The sequence below is a fragment of the Pantoea sp. YR525 genome (assembly GCF_900116775.1).
GTDB classification, from domain to species: domain Bacteria; phylum Pseudomonadota; class Gammaproteobacteria; order Enterobacterales; family Enterobacteriaceae; genus Pantoea; species Pantoea symbiotica.
In genome coordinates this window covers 335,840-356,813 of record NZ_FPBU01000005.1, presented here as the reverse complement: position 1 = coordinate 356,813, position 20,974 = coordinate 335,840, and the positions used below count along the sequence as shown (strand labels likewise).

Genomic DNA, 20,974 nt, shown 5'->3' with positions numbered 1-20,974 from the left:
CTTTAGCGCAAGCCGTTATTCCCGTAGAATGGCGCCAGATTTTTTCCCGAACAGCAGGAGCAGAACAATGAGTAAGTCAGAAAACCTGTATGCCGCAGCGCAACGCCTGATCCCTGGCGGTGTGAACTCCCCGGTACGTGCATTTACCGGTGTGGGCGGTGTGCCGCTGTTCATCGAACGCGCTGACGGTGCGTATCTGTATGACGCCGACGGCAAAGGCTATATCGATTATGTCGGTTCGTGGGGCCCGATGGTGCTGGGTCACAACAACGCCAACATCCGTAATGCAGTGATTGAAGCCGCCGCGCGCGGTCTGAGCTTCGGCGCGCCGACCGAGATGGAAGTGAAAATGGCCGAGCTGGTGTGCGAGCTGGTGCCTAGCATGGACATGGTGCGCATGGTTAACTCCGGCACCGAAGCCACCATGAGCGCCATTCGCCTGGCGCGCGGCTTCACCCATCGCGACAAAATCATCAAATTTGAAGGCTGCTATCACGGCCACGCCGACTGCCTGCTGGTAAAAGCCGGCTCCGGCGCGCTGACGCTCGGCCAGCCAAACTCGCCGGGCGTACCGGCAGATTTCGCAAAACACACGCTGACCTGCACCTACAACGATCTCAGCACCGTGCGCGCGGCTTTCGAGCAATATCCTGAGGATATCGCCTGCATCATCGTTGAGCCGGTCGCGGGTAACATGAACTGCATTCCACCGCAGCCGGACTTCCTGCCGGGCCTGCGTGCGCTGTGTGACGAATTCGGCGCGCTGCTGATCATCGACGAAGTGATGACCGGCTTCCGTGTCGCGCTGGGCGGTGCTCAGGCCTATTACGACGTGACGCCCGATCTGACCTGCCTGGGTAAAATCATCGGCGGCGGCATGCCGGTTGGTGCGTTTGGTGGTCGTCGCGATGTGATGGATGCGCTGGCGCCAACCGGTCCGGTTTATCAGGCCGGTACTTTGTCCGGTAACCCGATTGCCATGGCGGCGGGCTTTGCATGTCTGTCGCAGATTGCGCAGCCAGGTACGCACAGCACGCTGACCGATCTGACCACGCAGTTAGCGCAAGGCTTGCTGGCCGCAGCGAAAGCCGAAAACATTCCGCTGGTGATCAACCACGTGGGCGGCATGTTCGGGATTTTCTTCACCGACGCCGATGAAGTCACCTGCTACCAGGACGTGACTCAGTGTGACGTTGAACGCTTCAAGCGCTTCTTCCACCTGATGCTGGAAGAAGGCGTTTACCTCGCGCCATCCGCTTTCGAAGCCGGCTTTATGTCGCTGGCGCACAGCAAAGAAGATATTCAGCGCACCATCGATGCCGCACGTCGCAGCTTCGCTAAGCTATAAAATCCCCTCAATGGCGCACTCTACAGACCTTGTAGGGTCGCCATTAATGGCGACCAACACTACGCCCGCCGCAACAACCAGATAAAATACGGCGCACCAAAGAAGGTCGCCATCAACCCGGCTGGAATTTGATCCGGGAACGCCAGCATCCTGCCGCACCAGTCGGCGAAAATCATCAAACCGCCGCCTAACAAACCGGCCATCAACACCTGCGGTAACGCACGGCGGAACCCAAGCATACGCACGATATGCGGCGCCATCAGGCCGATAAAGCTCAGCGGCCCGATGGTTAAGGTTGCCGTGGCGGTCAATGCCGCCGCCAGCAACAGCAAGCTAAGGCGAGAAGTGGTCAACGCCATGCCCGCCGAACGCGCAGTGGCGCTGCCGAGCGGCAACAATGTTAACCAGCGACTCGCCAGCGGCGCCAGCGCAATCAGCACCAAACCCACCACCGCGCTTTGCACCGCTTGCTGCATATTGATGTTGTAGGTTGAACCGGAAATCCAGCTCAGCAAGCCGCCCATGCGCGGATCGCCGCTGGCCAGCAGTACCATCAGAATAGTGACGAACGCGCTGTTGAGCGCCATACCCGCCAGCAACATACGTTCCGGCGAGAAGCCGCCGCGACTCGCCACCAGCATAATAATCATCAACGTCAATGCTGCGCCCAGCGCACCGGCAGGCAACAGCCACGCCACCGCATCGCCCGGCACAAAGAACATCATCACCACCACGCCGCACGCCGCACCCGAGCTAATGCCCAGCACTTCCGGGCTCGCCATCGGATTGCCGGTGAGACGCTGGATCAGCGCACCTGCCACGCCGAGCATCATGCCGACAATCAGCGCGGCCAATACGCGCGGTGCGCGCCACGGCAGCAGCTGCTGCAGTATATCGCCGCCCACCCACGTAAAGCCGTGCGCATCGCGACCAAAGGTAATGCCAACCCAGCTGAATATGCCCAGAACCAGTAATCCAATCAGACACCAGCGCAAGACGTTCTGCCGCTCAGCCGGCACGCTATCGCCCTGATTGAGCGCCGGTGGCACCGATCCGGTACGCAAGCGCGGCAACAGCCACAGCAGAATCGGCACGCCGATCAGCGCGGTCGCCGTGCCGGTAGAGACTTCGCGCCAGTGGCTGGTGAGCCACAGAACGCACTGATCGGCCAGCCACAGCAGCAGCGCACCAATCAACGGGGCCAGCATCATGCGGCTCATCAGGCGACGTCCGCCGAGCATCTTCGCCAGCAGCGGCGCAAACAGGCCAATAAAGCCGATGATGCCCGCAACATTGACCAACTGCGCGCTAAGCAAAATCGCCAGCGCCAGCGCGGCAATACGCGCCGCCGACAGCGCCAGACCGAGGTTTTTCGCTACGTCATCGTCGAGCCCCATCAACGTCAGCGGGCGCAGCAGCGCCAGCGCCACCACAAACGCCAGCAGCAGACGCGGCCACAGTTGGGCCACGTTGTGTCCATCCAGCTGGTTGAGCGCGCCGGTGCTCCACAGGAACATGTTTTGCAGCTGATCGTGATTGAAGATAGCGAAGATTTGATTCACTGAACCGGCGTACAAACTCAATACCAGCCCAGCCAGGATCAGCGTTACTGGCGACAGACGTTTGCCCCAGGCAACGCCGAATACCAGAATGCCGACCAGCACCGCGCCGCCCATCGCCGCAAACTGCTGCGTGAGCTCGCCACCCGGCAAATGCCATAAGGTCGCGACGGTAATCCCCAGCTGAGCGCCCGACGACACGCCAAGCGTGGTGGGTTCCGCCAGCGGATTGCGCAGCACCTGTTGAAACAGCAAACCAGCGAGGCCAAGGCCCGCGCCAACCAGCAGCGACAGCGCCAGTCGCGACAGCAAACTGTGATGAAACACCACTTGCTGAATATTGTTGATGTCAGGCGCGAAAAACGCCTGTGACCACTGCTCGCTCGGCAGCGCCTGGCGCAGATTGATCAAGGTTAAGGCCAGCGCCAGCAAAAAGACCGCACTCAGCAGCGCGACGGGAAAGAGACGATTGCGCATCAGTGCGACTCCAGCGCGTGTTCCAGCACGCGGACAAATTTCAGCGCCGAATAGGTCGCGCCGTAATACCACACCGCCGGCACGCGCTGGAAACGCTGCGCGCGCACAAACGGCAGCGCCTGCCACAGCGCGGTAGCCATCACTTGCTGCATATCGCGATCGTTATCGTGATCGAAGCAGATCACCTGCACATCGCCCACTTCCGCCAGCCGCTCCAGCCCAACCACCGCGCTGCCCCAGAAGTTGGTTTCGCCCTGCCACGCGTTGCTCAAGCCGAGGATCTCCATCACCTCGAGGAACAGGCTGTTTTTGCCGAAGGTAATCGCATGGCGGCTGTCCATCAGCGACATCAGCAGCACCGGACGATCGGCCCACGGTTTGAGGCGTTCACGCGCCGCCGCCAGCTGCTCATCCACAAATTGCAGATGCTGCACGGCCTGCGCTTTACGGCCAAGACGTGCGCCGAGCGCCTGCAGCGAGTGACGCGCGGTGCTGAGCGGTTTGCCGTCGCCGCTATTCAGGTCAAAACCCATGGTCGGCGCGATGCGCTGCAGCTTATCCAGCGCCGGGCCGTAACCATTGGAGTGCAGAATGAGCGAAGGTTCGAGCTGCGTCATCAGCTCCAGATTGGGTTCGGTGCGCAGACCGAGATCGATAACGCCGGGCGGCAGCTGCGGATCGCCGACCCAAATGTTGTAGTTGTGCATGTCGGCCACGCCGAGTGGCGTCACGCCAAGCGCCATCAGCAGCTCCACTGGCAGCCACTCCAGCGCCAGAATGCGCTGCGCATCGGGCACGGCAGCACGCAGCGGCAACGCGGACATCAACGGGGAAAGCGCCAGCGCCGTCAGCAGACGGCGGCGAGAAATGTCGAACATGGCGAGGCCTTAATAAACGAAACTGACGGGCGCGCCGCCCAGCGGATGCGGCAAAATGCCCATCGGAATACCGTAAATGTTGCCCAGCACATCGGCCTGCATGATCACCTCAGGGCCGCCTTCGGCAATCACTTCGCCACCGCGCAGCGCCACCAAACGATCGCAATAGCGCGCCGCCATGTTGAGATCGTGTAGCACCGCAATCACCGTCAGTCCACGTTCGCGGCTGAGACGCTGAATCAGCGCCAGCACATCAACCTGATGGGCGATATCCAGCGCCGACGTCGGTTCATCCAGCAGCAGGCAGCGACTGTTCTGCGCCACCAGCATCGCCAGCCAGGCACGCTGGCGCTCGCCGCCGGAAAGGCTATCCACCAGACGACCAGCAAAAGGTTTTAATCCCACTAACGTAATTGCTTCATCCACCCGATCGCGATCTTCCTGACCATAACGGCCCAGCGCGCCGTGCCACGGATAGCGGCCAATCGCCACCAGCTCGCGCACCGTCATGCCTTCCGCCGCTGGCAGCTGCTGCGGCAGATACGCTACCTGGCGCGCAAAATCTTTGCTGCCCCAGTTATCGACCGCGTCCTCATTCAGCAATACGCGCCCTTCACTCGCCGCATGGTGACGACCAAGCATTTTCAACAGCGTGGATTTGCCGGAACCGTTATGACCAATCAGCGCGGTGACTTTACCCGGTGCAAACGTAAGCGACAGCGGATGAAGCAGCGTGCGGCCCGGCACACGAAAACTGACGTTATCCAGCCTGAAGGTGGTTTCTGCGTGGTGCGGATGCTGCATGATAATCCCTGGTTAATCTGTAGGATCGCCATTTATGGCGACCTACGTAACACGATTAGAAACGGAAAGTCGCAGTACCGACGATCTGGCGCTCAGCGCCCCAGTAACAGGCGTAATCGCGGTAGCAGCTAGCGACGTATTCACGATCGAACAGGTTATTGACGTTAACGCCGATGCTTGATCCCGGCATGCCAAAGCGTGCGAGATCGTATTTCAGCGCGGCATCAACCGTGGTGTAACCGGCGACGTCGAAGTTTTGGTTCTCGTTCGCCGGGTCATTGGCGCTGTAAATACCTTTGCTTTCGCCGACATAACGTACACCTGCACCAAGCGTCACGCCTGAAAGCGCAGTTTCATGGAAGGTATAATCGCCCCACAGCGATGCCATATGCTTCGGCACCTGATTCGGCGTTTTACCTTTCAGATTGGTGTCTTCGGTATATTCCGCATCAGTGTAGGTATAAGACGCGGTCATGTTGATGTTGGCATTCAGCGCCGCTTTAGCTTCCAGTTCAACGCCACGTGAACGGATTTCACCGCTCTGAATGCTGGCAAATGGATGGTTAACCGTATCCGGATCGGCCGTCAGGTTTTTGGTTTTGGTCAGCTGATATACCGCAGCCGTCAGTACCACCGGACGATCTTTAGGAACGTATTTCACACCGGCTTCATACTGCTTGGCGCGCGAAGGATCAAAGGCTTCACCGCCAAAAGTCGCACCCGCATTCGGGATAAAGGCTTCGCTGTAGCTGAAGTAAGGCGCGATACCGTTATCAAACACATAGTTCAGACCGCCACGCCAGGTGAAAGCCTGATCGTTCTGGCGATCAACGCTATCGGCCACGCGATCGTATACCGAGTTCATCGCGTAATCGTAGCGACCGCCGAGGGTTAACACCCAGCGATTCCACTCCATCTGATCCTGTGCGTATAGACCGGTTTGGCGCTGCTTATTGAGATGCTGATAAGGCGTCGCAAACGGCGTCACGCTGTCATCGCCATATTGCGGATTAACAGCATTCAGCGGTGATGCGGTACCAAATTGCGCATCAATATCATTGCGGGTGCGCTGGAAATCCACACCCAGCAACAGCGTGTGATCAACCTGCCCTGTCGCAAATTTAGCCTGCGCCTGGTTATCAACGGCAAACTGATTAAGCTTTTCATCAGAAACCGCTGAACCGCGCGTGATTTGCTGTGTTATGGCATTAAAACCATTGCCATAAATACTGCGATAATCCGTTCTCAAATCCGCATAGCGCAGATTCTGTCGCACCGTCCAGGTATCGTTGAAGCTGTGCTCGAAGTTGTAGCCCACCATCTTGGTGTTGCGCGAAATCTTGTTGCTGTCTTCGCCTTCATCAAAGTTGGTCGGCAGCTTGTAACTGCTGCCGTCAGGACGCGTGATGCCCACCACTGTGCCCTGACGCGGCAACCAGCCGTAATAGCCGGTTTCTGGTTCGTTCTGGAAGTAGGTCAGCAGATCAAAACGCGTGTTCTCATCCGGACGCCAGCTGAACGATGGCGCAATGGTGTAGCGCTTCTCTTTGTTCATCTCCTGCTGCGCATCGGCGCTGCGCGCGAGGCCGGTCAGGCGATAGCTGTAAACGCCGTCATCATCCAGCGAGCCGCCGAAGTCGAAACCGGTGGAGAACTGATTATTGGTGCCCATCTGGAACTGCACTTCACGCAGCGTCTCCTGCGTCGGACGCTTACTCACCAGCGAAACGACGCCGCCCGGATTGCTCTTGCCGTACAGCACCGAAACAGGACCGCGCAACAGCTCAGCGCGCTCGAGGAAATAGGGATCGATAGCAAACTCAGAGTAGTTATCGCCCTGCAGCTTAAGTCCATCAAGATATTGATTGGTGTTGGTTTCGCTGAAGCCGCGAATGGAGAGTGCATCGATAACATTGGAGCTGCCGCGGTTACCGGTCAATACGCCAGGCGTATAGTTGAAAGCCCCTTTCACGCTGGTGACGTTTTTCATCGCCATCTCTTCTTGCGTGACTACAGAGATCGACTGCGGGTTCTTTTCAATCGGTGTATCGGTTTTGGTGCCGGTGGCGCTGCGTTTGGCCGCGATGGTTGGCGACGGGCCCCATGCATTCTCTTGCGCCACGCCGCTGCCGCCATCGGCGCTGACAACCACGGTATCTTCTGCCAACGCCTGCACGCTGAACGTACCCAGAGTCAGTGAAATAAGCCAAGCCAGCGAACGCGGGCGTAAAAAACAAGGATTGGTGTTTCGCGTATTCATAAATGAGGTCTCTCGAAAAAAGTCGATGCAGGTGAATACAAACGAGAATGATTATTATGACGCACGGATTTTAGGCGAAATAACGCCACATTCGCAACGACTAATGCCCGTTAGCGCGGCGTTTACAGCCAGATCGCGCATATTCATGATCGCAAATAATAAATTAGCGATGAAGGGAACTGAGGCCAGCAATCGGGAAATTGCACTGCCGCAAAGCGGAAATTCATTTCATCCGGATAGAGCTCACAATTAACAATAATGAATAAAATCATTAAGTTAAAATCTGGCCCGCTAATTGCTTATGTCATGCACTCTCCTTCCTACAGAAACCGTCATGGCAGTTATAAACTGGAACATTGTTGATCGCGTTATTTTCATCAATTTGAAGAAACGCAAAGACCGATTAACCCGCATCACTAAACAACTTAAAAAGTTGGGTCTAACCCCTGAAAAAATCGTTCGTCTGGATGCGATCAAGCATGAAAAGGGCTACATCGGCTGCACGCAATCGCATATTGCCGCGCTGGAGATGGCACGCGATAACGGCTGGGAGCGGGTGCTGATTCTGGAAGATGACTTCAGCTTTGATGAAAACCAGGCGAATTATGACAATCTCAACCGCTACTTTGCCGCCCTGCCGCAAATCAACTGGCAAGTGGCTTTTCTGGCGGCCAATTATCGTCGCGTGACGCCGCTGAAAAGCGTGGACTATATCGTGCGCGCTAACTTCGCGTGGTGCGCCTGCGCGTATATCGTTAATCACCGCTATTACGCCACGCTGATTGATAACTTTCGCGCAGCGCTGCAGGCACAATTGCAAGGTGGCGCGCAGGCACAATATGCCCTTGATGTGCACTGGAATAGCCTGATGCAGCAGGATCTGTGGCTGGGCATGTTCCCCAACGCCGGTGCACAACGGCTCGACAAAAGCGATATCGAAAATAGAACGGTAGATTACCGCGCCCTCTTCAGAAAGCCGTTGAGTCAAATCGTTGCGCCCGCCAAATTCACGCCCTCCATTACCGGTCCAATTAAGGTCGATTTTTACTTTCAGTGGCCGCCGGGGTGGACAAACTTTGAATCGGTGATTGAGGCGATGCAGGCTAATCCCGCCTTCGATTGCCGCATCGTAGTTGTGCCTTACCTGAACTGGAAAGCCAGCGATGTTAATGGCGATATTCAGCGTGAGATTCTGCGCGAAAGAGGGCTCGATTACACAGGTTTTGAAGATTATCAATTGGAGGAGCGTCAGCCGGATGTGGTGTTCCTGCAAAACCCTTACGACGAAGCGCGACCCGAAGCCTTTCGCAGCGACTACCTGCATGAACGCGGCGTGAAAATCGCCTACATCCCTTACGCGCTCGACACCGGAATTGGCGCTGAAAGTATGGTGTATCAATATAATTTGCTCTGTCAGAATCTGGCGACGTGGATATTCGCCCGTTCAGAAAAACATAAAGCAGAGTTTGCGCTGCAGTGCCAGGCAGGAAATCGCCATGTGCACGTTACCGGCCATCCCAAATTTGACCACTACCAGCGTCGTTTCCCTCTTTCAGACAAGCCGCAGCCACGCACAGTAACCACTTTCCTGTGGACACCGCATTTCGTGTTGCCGGGCGACCAGAAGATGTACACCACTTTCAACCTTTACGGCAGCGCGTTCCTGAAGCTGATTGAGCGTCAGGATATTCATCTGATTATTCGCCCTCATCCGCTGCTAAGCCAATGGATAGGCGAAGCCAGCCCAACGGCACAAAGCCTTTATCAGCAGTTACTGCGCGTAGCACAGCAACACGCCAATCTCGAGTGGGATCACGGGCATGATTACACGCTTACTTTTGCACGTTCCGATGCACTCATCGCGGACGCCGGTTCCTTCCTGCTGGAATATCTGCCGTCAAAAAAACCCATCCTCTATCTCACTCACGAAACATGCCACGGTTTGAATCGCACTGCAGATTTCATTTATGACGCCTACGACGTGGCCTGGTGTGAGGAGGATATTTTCAACTTTGTTGACAATATTGTCTCGGGGCGCGATGCAATGAAAATTCGCCGGGAACAGGTGCTGCATGAGGAACTGCAGATAGAAAAGAAAACGGCGGGCGAGAAGATCGCTGAAATTATTTGTTCATCACTCAGACCGCAAGCGGCGGAATAAAAAAATGAAAAATGTAGCCATAATACTTTCTGGCGGTACAGGCACCCGCTTTGGCAGTGACAAGCCGAAACAATTTGCTAAGTTGGCGGGTCGTGCGGTGATCGAATACACCATCGAGCGTTTTGAAACTTCGGTCGACATTGATGAGATTATTATTGTCTCGCAAAATGAGTACATCGATTATGTGTGGGAACTGGTGGCTAAAAATCAGTGGCATAAAGTTAGTAAAGTGGTGAACGGCGGTAAAGAACGTTTTGACTCGACATATTCCGCACTGAAAACCCTTATCAACTATGACGGTCAATGCAAAATCTTACTGCATGATGCCGTGCGGCCATTAATTAGCGACGCAATAATTCGCAATTGTGTAGATGCTCTGGAATCCTTTGATGCCGTTGATGTGGTGATCCCCTCAGCAGATACCTTAGTAGAAGTGCACGATGATGGCTGCATTGCCAATATTCCTCATCGTGCCAGCATGCGCCGTGGCCAGACACCTCAGGCATTTCGTCTCGATAAAATTCGTCAGGCCTATGAGAAAGCGGCGGCCATGGGTAAGTTTACGTTTACCTGCGACTGCGGCGTGCTGCGTAATATGTTGCCTGAAACGCGTGTAATTACCGTCGAGGGCGATGAGGACAATGTCAAAATCACCCATCCACTTGATCTCTATATCGCAGAGAAATTGCTGCAGGAAAGAAGTTCACACTCGCTGAATATCGCAAATCTCGATTTCCTGCGCGATAAGCATATGGTTATTTTTGGTGGCGGTAGTGGAATTGGTTTGGAGATGATGAAAGTTGCCACGCTGTGCGGGGCAAAAGTGCATATTGCCAGCCGTTCACATAATGATATCGATATCACTCAGCTCGACAGCATTAAAAACTATTTAAATAACATCATTGCCGAGCATGGCAATATTGATTATATCGTCAACACTGCAGGTGTATTAATTAAGAAACCGCTCTCCACGCTGACTCAGCATGAAGTTATGGCGCTGATTAACATTAATTATCTCGGGGCCGTAAACGTGGCGATTGCGGCAAAAGAGTGCTTAACCTGTAATTCCGGCATGTTATTGAATTTTACATCCAGTTCCTATACGCGCGGACGGGCCTTTTATGCCCTTTACTCCTCTGCAAAAGCTGCGGTAGTCAATTTGACTCAGGCGCTGGCAGAAGAGTGGATTGAGGATAAAGTCAAAGTGAACTGCATTAATCCTGAGCGAACCGCAACGCCGATGAGAACCGTTAATTTTGGTGAGGAACCGGCAGACTCACTGCTACATGCACGAGACGTTGCAGTAAAAAGCCTGGAAGTTCTCGTGACGCAGAGTACTGGTATGGTTATTGATATTCGCAAAAGTAACTGCAAGAACCAGCCCAGCTGACCACTTATCCCAATGAAAAAGGGCGCCGTAGCGCCCTTTGTATTTCCAGCAACTTACTTGCTGCCGAACATATCCTTAATCCAACCCGCAACACCGTCAGAATCTTTCTGCTCATTCTGTGGCTGCTGCTGTTGCTGTTGCTGCTGTTGCTGCTCTTGTTGCTGCTGCAACTGCTGCTGTTGTTGCTGAACCTGCTGTTGCTGCTGCTGACACAGCGCATTCGGATCCAGCGACCACACCGGCAGCGAACGCCATGTGCTGCTGCCGCTACCGCAAACGAAGTTGCCGGCAGAATCGACGTTCATCTGCGTGATATCTTCCGGCGGCGTCAACACCAGCGGCATCGGCGCCTGGTTGTCGAGATAGCGACGATAAAGCTGCATCGCTCCGCTGGCACCGTACAGTTTCGAGGTTTGGTTGTTATCGCGGCCAACCCAGGTAATCGCCACTTCTTTGCCATCGACACCGGCGAACCAGCTGTCGATCAGGTCATTGGTGGTACCGGTTTTGCCCGCCAGATGCGCTTTAGGATAACGCGCACCGAGCGCACGCGCGGTACCGTGATCGGCGACCTGCTGCATGGTGTAGAGCGTGAGATATGCCGCCTGCGCCGGTTCAACGCGCTGCGCCTGCGGATAGCTCTGATACAGCACCGTGCCATCTTCCGCAATCACCGAACGCACCGCCGACAGCTCAGCGCGGTTACCGCCGCTGGCAATCGACTGGAACGCCTGCGCCACTTCAATCGGCGTCAGGTTCAGTGCGCCCAGCAGCATGGATGGCACCGGATGCAGCTGATCTTTCGGCACGCCGAGTTTGTTCCAGGTATCAACTACCGCATCCAGTCCCAGCGTCATACCGAGGTTGACGGTTGGCACGTTCATTGAGTTGGTCAGCGCATCCACCAGCATCACTTTGCCGCTGAAACGACGATCGTCATTCATCGGTTTCCAGATGGTGCCGTTCGGCTGTTTCAGCGCAATCGGCTCATCGGCGATCCAGCTGTTGAGGCGATAGCTGTTTGGCTGGCTCAGCGCGGTGAGATAGGTCGCCGGTTTTGCCAGCGAGCCAATCGAACGACGCGCCTGCAATGCGCGGTTGTAACCGGCAAACTGCGGATCGGCACCGCCAACCATGGCGCGCACTTCACCGCTGAAGCGGTCAACCACCACCATCGCGGTTTCCAGATCTTTCAGGCCACGCTGTTTTTTCAGCGTCGGAATGCCTTCCACCACCGCTTTCTCTGCAGCGTCCTGCGAGATCGCATCCAGTGTGGTGAAAATCTTCACGCCGGAGAGATCTTTCATTTTGTCGCCGAGCTTAGCCTGCAGCTCGTTACGCACCATCTGCATAAACGCCGGCTGTGGCGTGATTACGCCGCCTTTTGGCTGCACGCCCAGCGGACGCGCCGACAGCATGTCATACAGTTCCTGATCGATGACGTTCTGCTGCTGCAACAAACGCAGCACCAGATTACGTCGCTCCAGCGCCAGTTTCGGGTTACGCCACGGATTGTACAGCGATGCGCCTTTCACCATGCCAACCAGCATCGCCTGCTGATCGAGGCTCAGCTCATCCACCGGACGACCAAAGTAGTACAGACTCGCCAGCGGGAAGCCGCGGATCTGATCGTTACCGGTCTGGCCGAGATACACCTCGTTGAGATACAGCTCGAGGATGCGATCTTTGCTGTAGCGCGCATCCATGATCACCGCCATATAGGCTTCACGCGCTTTACGCCACAGCGAACGCTCGTTGGTGAGGAACAGGTTTTTCACCAGCTGCTGCGTCAGCGTACTGCCGCCCTGCACCGCTTTACCGGCGGTGATGTTGGCGAGGAACGCACGACCAATCGAGTAAGGGCTAATGCCGTCGTGCTCGTAGAAATGGCGGTCTTCGGTGGCGATCAAGGTGCTGACCAGCAGATCCGGGAAACCGGCGCGCGGCACGAACAGACGCTGTTCACCGTTCGGCGACTGCAACATGGTGATCAGACGCGGATCGAGGCGGAAGAAGCCAAAATCGCGGCCGGTATCAAGGTTTTTAATCTCGCTCAGCTCATCGTTGCTAAACGTCAGGCGCGCGTTGATCTGCCCTTCTTTGCTGTCCGGGAAATCAAACGGACGACGCAGCAGGTCAATGGTGTTGCCTTTGACGCTAAATTCGCCTGGACGGGTGATGCGCGACACTTCGCGATACTGCGTGCCTTCCAGCAGCGCAATCATCTCTTTTTTGTCGTAAGGCATGCCCGGTTCAAGGCTTACCATGCGGCCATAAACGGCGGCCGGCAGTTGCCACACTTTACCGTCGATGCGGCTACGGATTTCCGAGTCGAGATAGACGCCCCAGGCAGCCATCACAACCACAAAGACCAGGAAGAGTTTAATCAACCAGCCTAACCAGCGACGTTTGCCGCGTGGCGGACGTTTTTTACTTTTTGGTGGCACCGGTCCACTCTCCTCATCTTCTTCATCAAAATCGTCCTGATCGATATCATCATCAAGTTCCCTGCGGCGACCCCGACGCGCAGTGCTGCGCGGCGGCTTTGGCGCTTTTCCTTTGCGCCCAATAGGTTCGCGATCGTTCCCAGACATGCTTTTATTCTCCAGGCATTGCTACGGCGGCGGCCGTTACTCTAACTGCTTTCTCGTGCTGCGCATGGCAGAACCCTCTGAATTCGATCCACAGCGTTTCACGATGAAAATTTCTTGGTCCGCCTTGTGGGTAAGGCGTTGGCCGGATCGTCCGGCCACGGATGCTTTGGATAGCGCCCTTTCATCTCTTTCTGCACTTCGGGATAGGCACCGCGCCAGAACGCCGCGAGGTCGCGGGTAATCTGCAACGGACGGTGCGCGGGCGAAAGCAGCTCTAACACCAGCGGTACGCGGCCATCGGCCACCGCCGGATTCTGTGCTTCGCCAAACATCTCCTGAATCCGCACCGCCAGCGCGGGTGGCTTCTCTGCATCGTAGCGGATCGGCAGGCGGCTTCCGGTCGGCACAGTGTAATGAGTTGGCAGCACAGTATCCAGCCGCTGACGTTGTGACCATGTCAGCAAATGTAATAATGCGCTGACAAGATTGATGCTCTGCAATCCTTTCAGATCGCGCACCGTGCTCATCTCCGGCAGCAGCCAGCTTTCGAGCGTTTCGAGCAGGCTCTCATCGTCCAGCGGCGGCCACGCCTCTTCCGGCAACCACTGCGTGGCACAATGCACCCGCAAGCGTAGCTGTTCAGCGTCTTCTTTCCAGCCCAGCACCGACAATCCTTTTTCGCGGATCCAGCGCAGCATCGCCGGATGCAATATTTCGGCTTCCGGACGCGCCTGCGGCTGCGCTTTCAGGACCAGCGCGCCGATGAGTTCGCGTTTCCACGCGCGCAAGGTGCCTTTCTCCTCGTCCCACTCCACGTCGGTGCGCTGCTCAACTAAGGTTGGAAATGCGCGGCGTAGCGCGTCGATATCCACCGGCAGCGCCAGCAACATGCGCGCATCGGCGGCGCTGGCGCCCTGCAGCAGCGTCGGCGCGATTAGCCATTCATAGCGGCTCAAACCATCCTGCTCGTTGAGCATCGCGCCAATGCCGTTCGCCAGCTGATAACGCGCGCTGTCGCCACGGCGCTGCGCCAGACGATCGGCAAAACCGGCGGCTAATAGCTGCGGGAACAGGTCTGGATTAATGCTGCCGCCGCTGGCGTTGAGGCGTTTCTGCCACTGACGCGCACGGCGCTGCCAGTGCGACTGCGGATGATTGAGCGCATCACGCAGATCAACGCTGCCACTGCGTGGAGGATCTTCCAGAATCGCTACCAGCAGCGCGGCGCTGGCGATGGCATCGTTGTTTTGCCCGGCGGCCACCAGAATCGCGCTCAGGCGCGGATCGCTGCCCAGCGCGGCCATTTTGCGACCGCGCGCGTTGAGCTGGTGATTCTCCAGCGCGCCTAGCTGAGTTAACCGCTCGCACGCCGCTCGCAAGTTGCGCGGCGGCGGCACGTCAAGCCAGGTAAGCTGCGTCGCATCCTGACATCCCCATTGCAGCATATCGATCTGCAGCGAGGTCAAATCGCTATGGAGAATTTCCGGTTCGCTCTGCGCTGCCGCGCGCAGCGCCTGCTCTTGCGGCAGTAAATGCAGGCAGATGCCCGGTTCTAATCGCCCGGCGCGACCGGCACGCTGGGTCATCGATGCCTGGCTGATACGCTGCGTTTGCAGCCGCGTCACGCCGCTGCGCACGTCAAACTGCGCCGAGCGCTCCAGCGCGCTATCGACCACTAAACGGATACCTTCGATGGTCAAGCTGGTTTCGGCAATGTTGGTCGCCAGCACCACTTTGCGTCGACCCGCCGGAGACGGCAGGATGGCGCGGCGTTGCGCCTCTAGCGACAGCGCGCCATATAAAGGAGAGAGATCAACCTCGTCACCGACCCGCGCTTCCAGCTCACGCTTCACTCTCTCAATTTCTGCTACGCCCGGCAGGAACAGCAGCAGCGATCCTGACTCGTCGCGCAGCAGTTGTGCCACCTCGCGCGCTACCGCTTCATCAAATCGTTGCTGGCTGTTGAGCGAAGCATAGCGGCGCGTGACCGGGAAGCTGCGGCCTTCCGAGACGACAAAAGGCGCATCCGGCAGCAGCTGACGCAAACGCTGATTGTCGAGCGTTGCCGACATCAGCAGGATTTTCAGATCGTCGCGTAATCCTTGCTGCACATCGAGCAGCAGCGCCAGCGCGAGGTCGGCCTGCAGGCTGCGTTCGTGAAATTCATCGAGGATCACCAGCGAAACGCCTTCAAGCATTGGATCGCGCTGCAACATGCGCGTCAAAATGCCTTCGGTGACCACTTCGAGGCGCGTGTTGGCACCGCAGCAGTTTTCACCGCGCATGCGATAGCCAACGATGCCGCCCGGCTGCTCGCCAAGCAGTTCCGCCAGGCGCTGCGCCACGTTGCGCGCCGCCAGCCGACGCGGCTCCAGCATGATGATGCGGCCGGGCAATTGGGCGTGTTGTAGCAGCTGTAACGGCAGCCAGGTCGATTTACCTGCGCCGGTCGGTGCCGCCAGCAACACCTGCGGCGACTGCGCCAGCGCGGCCAGCAACGCAGGCAGCACCTCGCTTACCGGTAACTCACTCAAACTCAACTCCCAAAATGCCTGTGCTAAGATGGCGCGCATTGTAGCACTCTGAGGCGCGGATTACCGGAGGCCAACCTGGCAACGCAACGTCTGTTTTTTGCTCTTGAACTGCCCGCTCCGCTCCAGCAACAGCTGGTACAGTGGCGCGCGGATAATTTTGCTGCCGAAGCCGGGAAACCGGTGGCGGCGGCCAACCTGCACCTGACGCTGGCGTTTCTCGGCGAGGTCAGCGATGAGACCTCACGTAAGCTGCAGCTGCTGGCCTCACGCATCGAACAGCCGGGTTTTGCCCTTGATTTGGATGACGCCGGTCACTGGCCGCGTCCCGGCGTGGTGTGGCTCGGCTGCCAGCGTGCGCCGCGCAGATTACTGCAGCTCGCCAGCCTGCTGCGTGCGCAAGCGGCGCGTCATGGCTGCGCGCAGAGCTCGCAGCCGTTTCATCCGCACATCACGCTGTTACGTCACGCGCCGCCACAGATCGCGCTGCCGCCGCGCGGCTTTCACTGGCGCGCCGATATCCACCATTTTGCGCTGTTCGCTTCGAACGTCACGCGCGGCCGCACGCGTTATCAGACGCTGGCCCGCTGGCCGCTACTATCATCCACAGGAGAGTAAATGGAGTTCGATCCGCCACTCAAACCCGCCCGCTTGATCGCCCGTTACAAACGCTTTTTAGCTGATGTGGTTACGCCAGAAGGTGAAACGCTAACCATTCACTGCGCCAATACCGGCGCGATGACCGGCTGCGCCACGCCGGGCGATACCGTGTGGTACTCGACGTCCAACAGTGCCACGCGAAAATATCCGCACAGCTGGGAACTCACCGAGACCCAACAAGGCCACTGGATCTGCGTCAATACGCTGCGCGCCAATCAGCTAGTGCGCGAGGCGCTGACGCTCGATAACATTCCGGAATTATCCGCTTACAGCCGCTGCCAGCCTGAAGTGAAATACGGCACGGAAAAAAGCCGAATTGATTTCCTGCTGCAAGCGGATGGCCGATCGAACTGCTATATTGAAGTCAAGTCCGTCACCCTTTTACAAGCAGGTAAAGGCTATTTTCCGGATGCGGTGACGGCTCGTGGACAGAAACATCTGCGCGAATTGAGCACTATCGTGGCAGAAGGTCATCGAGCCGTTTTGTTGTTCGCAGTTTTGCATACGGGGATTGAGGACGTTTCCCCGGCACGCCATATCGACGTGCACTACGCAGAACTACTGGAACAGGCGCAGCGTTGTGGTGTGGAAGTTTTAGCGTATCAAGCTCAAATCTCACCGTTAAAGATATTACTGACGCATCCGATTAACGTAGCGTTGTAATATTTATAGCAATTTGGTGTGATAGGAATGTTCTGGGCGAGGCGCTGAATACGCGATTGTTCAGAGGCTTGTCAAGTAGTGGTCAGGAATAATTGCCAACCTTGATTGCTTCTGCTATTTATAGCGGCCTGTTTTTTTCCCTTTATGGGAATCGATAAGCCCTAAATCGTTCGGGTTGTAGGCACACAGTCAACGCACATGCAACTTGACGTATTTAGGGAAGTGCGTGTTATCCAGGAGAAACAACATGCAAGAAGGGCAAAACCGTAAAACATCGTCCCTGAGTATCCTCGCCATCGCTGGAGTTGAGCCTTATCAGGTGAAACCGGGCGAAGAGTATATGAACGACGCCCAGCTAGGCCATTTCCGTAAAATTCTGGAAGCCTGGCGCAACCAACTTCGGGATGAAGTAGATCGCACTGTGTCACATATGCAGGACGAAGCTGCTAACTTCCCGGATCCGGTCGACCGTGCCGCGCAGGAAGAAGAGTTCAGCCTGGAATTGCGTAACCGCGATCGTGAGCGCAAACTCATTAAAAAGATTGAGAAAACGCTCAAGAAAGTGGATGACGACGATTTCGGTTACTGCGACTCCTGCGGTGTAGAAATTGGTATTCGCCGCCTTGAGGCGCGTCCGACTGCCGATCTCTGCATTGACTGCAAAACGCTGGCAGAAATCCGCGAGAAGCAGATGGCTGGCTAATGGCCGTGAGCAAATTGCTACCGCACAGCCGGGAAAATCCCTGTTTTCCCGACGTGCGGTACACTTCGTTATGAATCCTTCACTCTGCATTGGGCGTTTCGCTCCCTCTCCTTCTGGTGACCTCCATTTTGGTTCGCTGATTGCTGCATTAGGCAGTTACCTGAGCGCGCGCGCGCAACAGGGACGCTGGCTGGTGCGCATTGAAGATATCGATCCCCCACGTGAAGTTCCCGGTGCCGCAACGCGTATTTTGCAGCAGCTGGAACATTATGGTCTGCATTGGGATGGCGAGGTTATGTGGCAGTCACAGCGCCACAACGCCTATCGCGCCGCGCTGAGCTGGTTGCAAACGCATCGTCAAAGTTACTTCTGCACCTGCACGCGCAGCCGCATCCAGCAGCTGGGCGGCTTTTATGATGGTCACTGCCGCGATTTGCAGCTGCCGCCTGACAATGCCGCGCTGCGCCTGCGTCAGCATGCGCCGGTTAACGGCTTTAATGATCGCCTGCGCGGCCATTTGCAGGCGGAACCGCAGCTGGCGCAGGAAGATTTTATTATCCATCGCCGTGATGGGCTGTTTGCCTACAACCTCGCGGTGGTGGTTGATGACCATTTTCAGGGCGTGACGGAAATCGTGCGCGGCGCGGATTTGATTGAGCCAACGGTGCGCCAGATTGCGCTGTATCAGCAGTTTACCTGGCCGGTGCCGGATTACCTGCATTTGCCGCTGGCGGTTAATCGCGATGGCAACAAGCTTTCCAAGCAGAATCATGCGCCCGCGTTGCCCGGTGGTGATGCACGGCCGCTTTTGGTGCAAGCGTTGCGCTTTCTTGGCCAGCCGGTTTCGCCAGGCTGGCAGGATGAATCGCTGGAAAGCCTGTTGAAACAGGCGGTGGCGCAGTGGAATATCCGTCTGATTCCGTTGCAGAACGGTCTTAAAGAGGATGAAACGACATCACCATTCCTAAATGGTTCTCAACAGGCTATGATTAGCCGCTGATTTTATTAACACCCTTTTTCTCACTGTCGAGGTGTCCCATTTTTACCCGAGTCGCTAATTTTTGCCGGAGAGTCCTCAAGCGTGATGAGGAGGCGCCTGAAGAGGTGGAAGCTGAAAGTCCTGGTCAGATGACTGTCATTCCACGAGAAAGCCACAACATCTCACGCAAAGATATCAGCGAAAACGCCCTCAAAGTGCTCTATCGCCTGAACAAAGCCGGATTCGAAGCCTACCTGGTGGGCGGCGGCGTGCGCGATTTGTTACTCGGCAGCAAGCCGAAAGACTTTGATATCACCACCAACGCCACGCCTGAACAGATGCGTAAGCTGTTCCGCAACTGCCGTTTGGTGGGTCGTCGTTTTCGTCTGGCGCATGTGATGTTCGGTCCTGAAGTGATCGAAGTCGCCACCTTCCGTGGTCATCATCATGAAGAGAGCGAAGAAGATCGCAATAGCTCGCAGCGCGGCCAAAACGGCATGCTGCTGCGTGACAACATTTTCGGCAGCATTGAAGACGATGCCCAGCGCCGCGATCTCACCATCAACAGCCTCTATTACAGCGTGGCCGATTTCACCGTACGTGATTACGTCGGTGGCTTGCACGATCTGCACGAAGGCATCATTCGCATGATTGGCGATCCGGAAACCCGCTATCGCGAAGATCCGGTGCGTATGCTGCGCGTGGTGCGCTTCGCCGCTAAGCTGCAGATGCGTATCGCGGCAGAAACTGCCGAGCCGATCCCGCGTCTGGCGACGCTGCTGAATGACATTCCGCCAGCGCGTATGTTTGAAGAGTCGCTCAAGCTGCTGCAGGCCGGTTATGGTTACCGCACCTATCAGATGATGCGTGAATATCAGCTGTTCCAGCCGCTGTTCCCTACGCTGACGCGCGGTTTCACCGCCGAAAGCGACAGCCTGATGGAACGTATGGTGGCGCAGGTACTGAAAAATACTGACACCCGCATTCAGAATGATATGCGCGTCAATCCGGCCTTCCTGTTTGCCGCGATGTTCTGGTATCCGCAGCTGGAATCCGCCGAACGCATTGCGCAGGAAAGCGGACTGACCTATTACGATGCTTTCGCCCTGTCGATGAACGAAACCCTGGATGAAGCCTGCCGCGCGCTGGCGATTCCAAAGCGTATCACTACGCTGATTCGTGATATCTGGCAGCTGCAGCTGCGCATGTCGCGTCGTCACGGCAAGCGTGCGTGGAAGCTGATGGAGCATCCTAAGTTCCGTGCCGCTTACGATTTGATGGCGCTGCGTGCCGACGTGGAAAACAATCCTGAGCTGCAAAAGCTGACGCATTGGTGGGGCGAGTTCCAGGCGGCGGCACCGGTGCAGCAGAAAACCATGATGACCACGCTTGGCGATGATCCGGCGCCGCGCCGCAAACCGCGCCGTCCGCGTCGCCGTCCAACCGGGCCTCGCACTAACAGCCCGCAATGACCCGCGTTTATCTCGCTTTAGGCAGTAATCTGGCCGATCCGCTGCATCAGGTTGATGCAGCGTTGGCCGCGCTAGACGCCATTCCGCACACTTCGCGCATCGCCACGTCATCGCTGTACCGCACACCGCCGTACGGTCCGCCGAATCAGCCCGATTACCTTAATGCGGTGGTGGAGCTGGAAACTACGCTGGAGGCCGATGCGCTGCTTGATCACACCCAGCGCATTGAGCTGGAACACGGTCGCGTGCGCAAAGCTGAACGTTGGGGACCGCGCACGCTGGATCTCGATATCATGCTTTTTGGCAACGAAACCATTTCCACGCCGCGTCTGACCGTGCCGCACTACGACATGCACAATCGCGCTTTTATGCTGGTGCCGCTGCTGGAGATTGCCCCGCAATTGTCGCTGCCGAGCGGGCAAGCCTTGTCCGCCATTCTCGCCACGCTGGATCGCAGCGCTATCCGTTTGTGGTCTGAGTAAGCCGTAGTACACT

15 protein-coding genes are annotated in these 20,974 nt (G+C 56.7%); 9 read left to right on the top strand and 6 right to left on the bottom strand.

From position 1 onward, the window contains the following. Positions 1–67: 67 nt before the first annotated feature. Entirely contained in the window at positions 68–1,348 is a 1,281-nt protein-coding gene (hemL, locus tag BM323_RS12795; RefSeq protein ID WP_008108498.1) for a glutamate-1-semialdehyde 2,1-aminomutase, read from the top strand. Between the two features lie 59 nt (positions 1,349–1,407). Here hemL and fhuB read toward each other — a convergent pair whose 3' ends face one another. The 4 genes from fhuB to fhuA are packed head-to-tail and all read right to left on the bottom strand — an operon-like array spanning position 1,408 to position 7,326. After that, positions 1,408–3,384 carry a Fe(3+)-hydroxamate ABC transporter permease FhuB gene (gene fhuB, locus BM323_RS12790; protein WP_008108499.1) on the bottom strand — a complete coding sequence of 659 codons (1,977 nt, stop codon included), beginning with the start codon at positions 3,382–3,384 and terminating at the stop codon, positions 1,408–1,410. Then, positions 3,384–4,262, bottom strand: coding sequence for a Fe(3+)-hydroxamate ABC transporter substrate-binding protein FhuD (gene fhuD / locus BM323_RS12785; RefSeq protein WP_008108500.1), 879 nt, complete (start codon positions 4,260–4,262; stop codon positions 3,384–3,386). Before fhuD ends, fhuB begins: the two co-directional genes overlap by 1 nt. Before the next feature lie 9 nt (positions 4,263–4,271). Then, entirely contained in the window at positions 4,272–5,066 is a 795-nt protein-coding gene (gene fhuC / locus BM323_RS12780; protein ID WP_008108501.1) for a Fe3+-hydroxamate ABC transporter ATP-binding protein FhuC, read from the bottom strand. A gap of 55 nt (positions 5,067–5,121) precedes the next feature. Beyond that, a complete protein-coding gene (gene fhuA, locus BM323_RS12775) occupies positions 5,122–7,326 on the bottom strand; it encodes a ferrichrome porin FhuA (protein WP_008108503.1) in 2,205 nt (734 codons plus the stop codon). 334 nt (positions 7,327–7,660) lie between these two features. On the opposite strand from fhuA, the gene BM323_RS12770 reads away from it, so the two are divergent. Together BM323_RS12770 and BM323_RS12765 are read left to right on the top strand one after the other, a co-directional pair. Further along, the gene (locus BM323_RS12770) at positions 7,661–9,487 is read left to right on the top strand and encodes a glycosyltransferase family 25 protein (RefSeq protein WP_008108506.1); all 1,827 of its coding nucleotides are present in this window, start codon (positions 7,661–7,663) and stop codon (positions 9,485–9,487) included. Between the two features lie 4 nt (positions 9,488–9,491). Next, on the top strand, positions 9,492–10,877 hold the full coding sequence (locus BM323_RS12765) for a bifunctional cytidylyltransferase/SDR family oxidoreductase (protein WP_008108507.1): 1,386 nt from the start codon (positions 9,492–9,494) through the stop codon (positions 10,875–10,877). Between the two features lie 53 nt (positions 10,878–10,930). Here BM323_RS12765 and mrcB read toward each other — a convergent pair whose 3' ends face one another. Both mrcB and hrpB read right to left on the bottom strand, forming a co-directional pair. Continuing rightward, positions 10,931–13,471 (bottom strand): bifunctional glycosyl transferase/transpeptidase, encoded by a 2,541-nt coding sequence (gene mrcB / locus BM323_RS12760; RefSeq protein ID WP_008108508.1) that lies wholly within the window; start codon positions 13,469–13,471, stop codon positions 10,931–10,933. A gap of 98 nt (positions 13,472–13,569) precedes the next feature. Further along, positions 13,570–16,044 carry an ATP-dependent helicase HrpB gene (gene hrpB, locus BM323_RS12755; RefSeq protein WP_008108509.1) on the bottom strand — a complete coding sequence of 825 codons (2,475 nt, stop codon included), beginning with the start codon at positions 16,042–16,044 and terminating at the stop codon, positions 13,570–13,572. 36 nt (positions 16,045–16,080) lie between these two features. Between hrpB and thpR the strand changes: the two genes are divergently transcribed. The 6 genes from thpR (at position 16,081) to folK (ending at position 20,961) form a co-directional block, all read left to right on the top strand. Next, positions 16,081–16,620, top strand: a complete 540-nt coding sequence (thpR, locus tag BM323_RS12750) for an RNA 2',3'-cyclic phosphodiesterase (RefSeq protein WP_036649555.1) — start codon at positions 16,081–16,083, stop codon at positions 16,618–16,620. Then, positions 16,621–17,325: a DNA/RNA nuclease SfsA gene (gene sfsA / locus BM323_RS12745; protein WP_008108513.1), complete on the top strand. Its 705-nt coding sequence runs from the start codon at positions 16,621–16,623 to the stop codon at positions 17,323–17,325. 247 nt (positions 17,326–17,572) lie between these two features. Beyond that, entirely contained in the window at positions 17,573–18,028 is a 456-nt protein-coding gene (gene dksA, locus BM323_RS12740; protein WP_007888770.1) for an RNA polymerase-binding protein DksA, read from the top strand. Between the two features lie 70 nt (positions 18,029–18,098). Next, the gene (gene gluQRS / locus BM323_RS12735) at positions 18,099–19,028 is read left to right on the top strand and encodes a tRNA glutamyl-Q(34) synthetase GluQRS (protein WP_008108515.1); all 930 of its coding nucleotides are present in this window, start codon (positions 18,099–18,101) and stop codon (positions 19,026–19,028) included. A gap of 38 nt (positions 19,029–19,066) precedes the next feature. Then, entirely contained in the window at positions 19,067–20,479 is a 1,413-nt protein-coding gene (pcnB, locus tag BM323_RS12730) for a polynucleotide adenylyltransferase PcnB (protein WP_217646662.1), read from the top strand. Beyond that, a complete protein-coding gene (folK, locus tag BM323_RS12725; RefSeq protein ID WP_008108517.1) occupies positions 20,476–20,961 on the top strand; it encodes a 2-amino-4-hydroxy-6-hydroxymethyldihydropteridine diphosphokinase in 486 nt (161 codons plus the stop codon). The genes pcnB and folK overlap by 4 nt, the downstream gene beginning before the upstream one ends. The last annotated feature ends 13 nt before the right edge of the window (positions 20,962–20,974 follow it).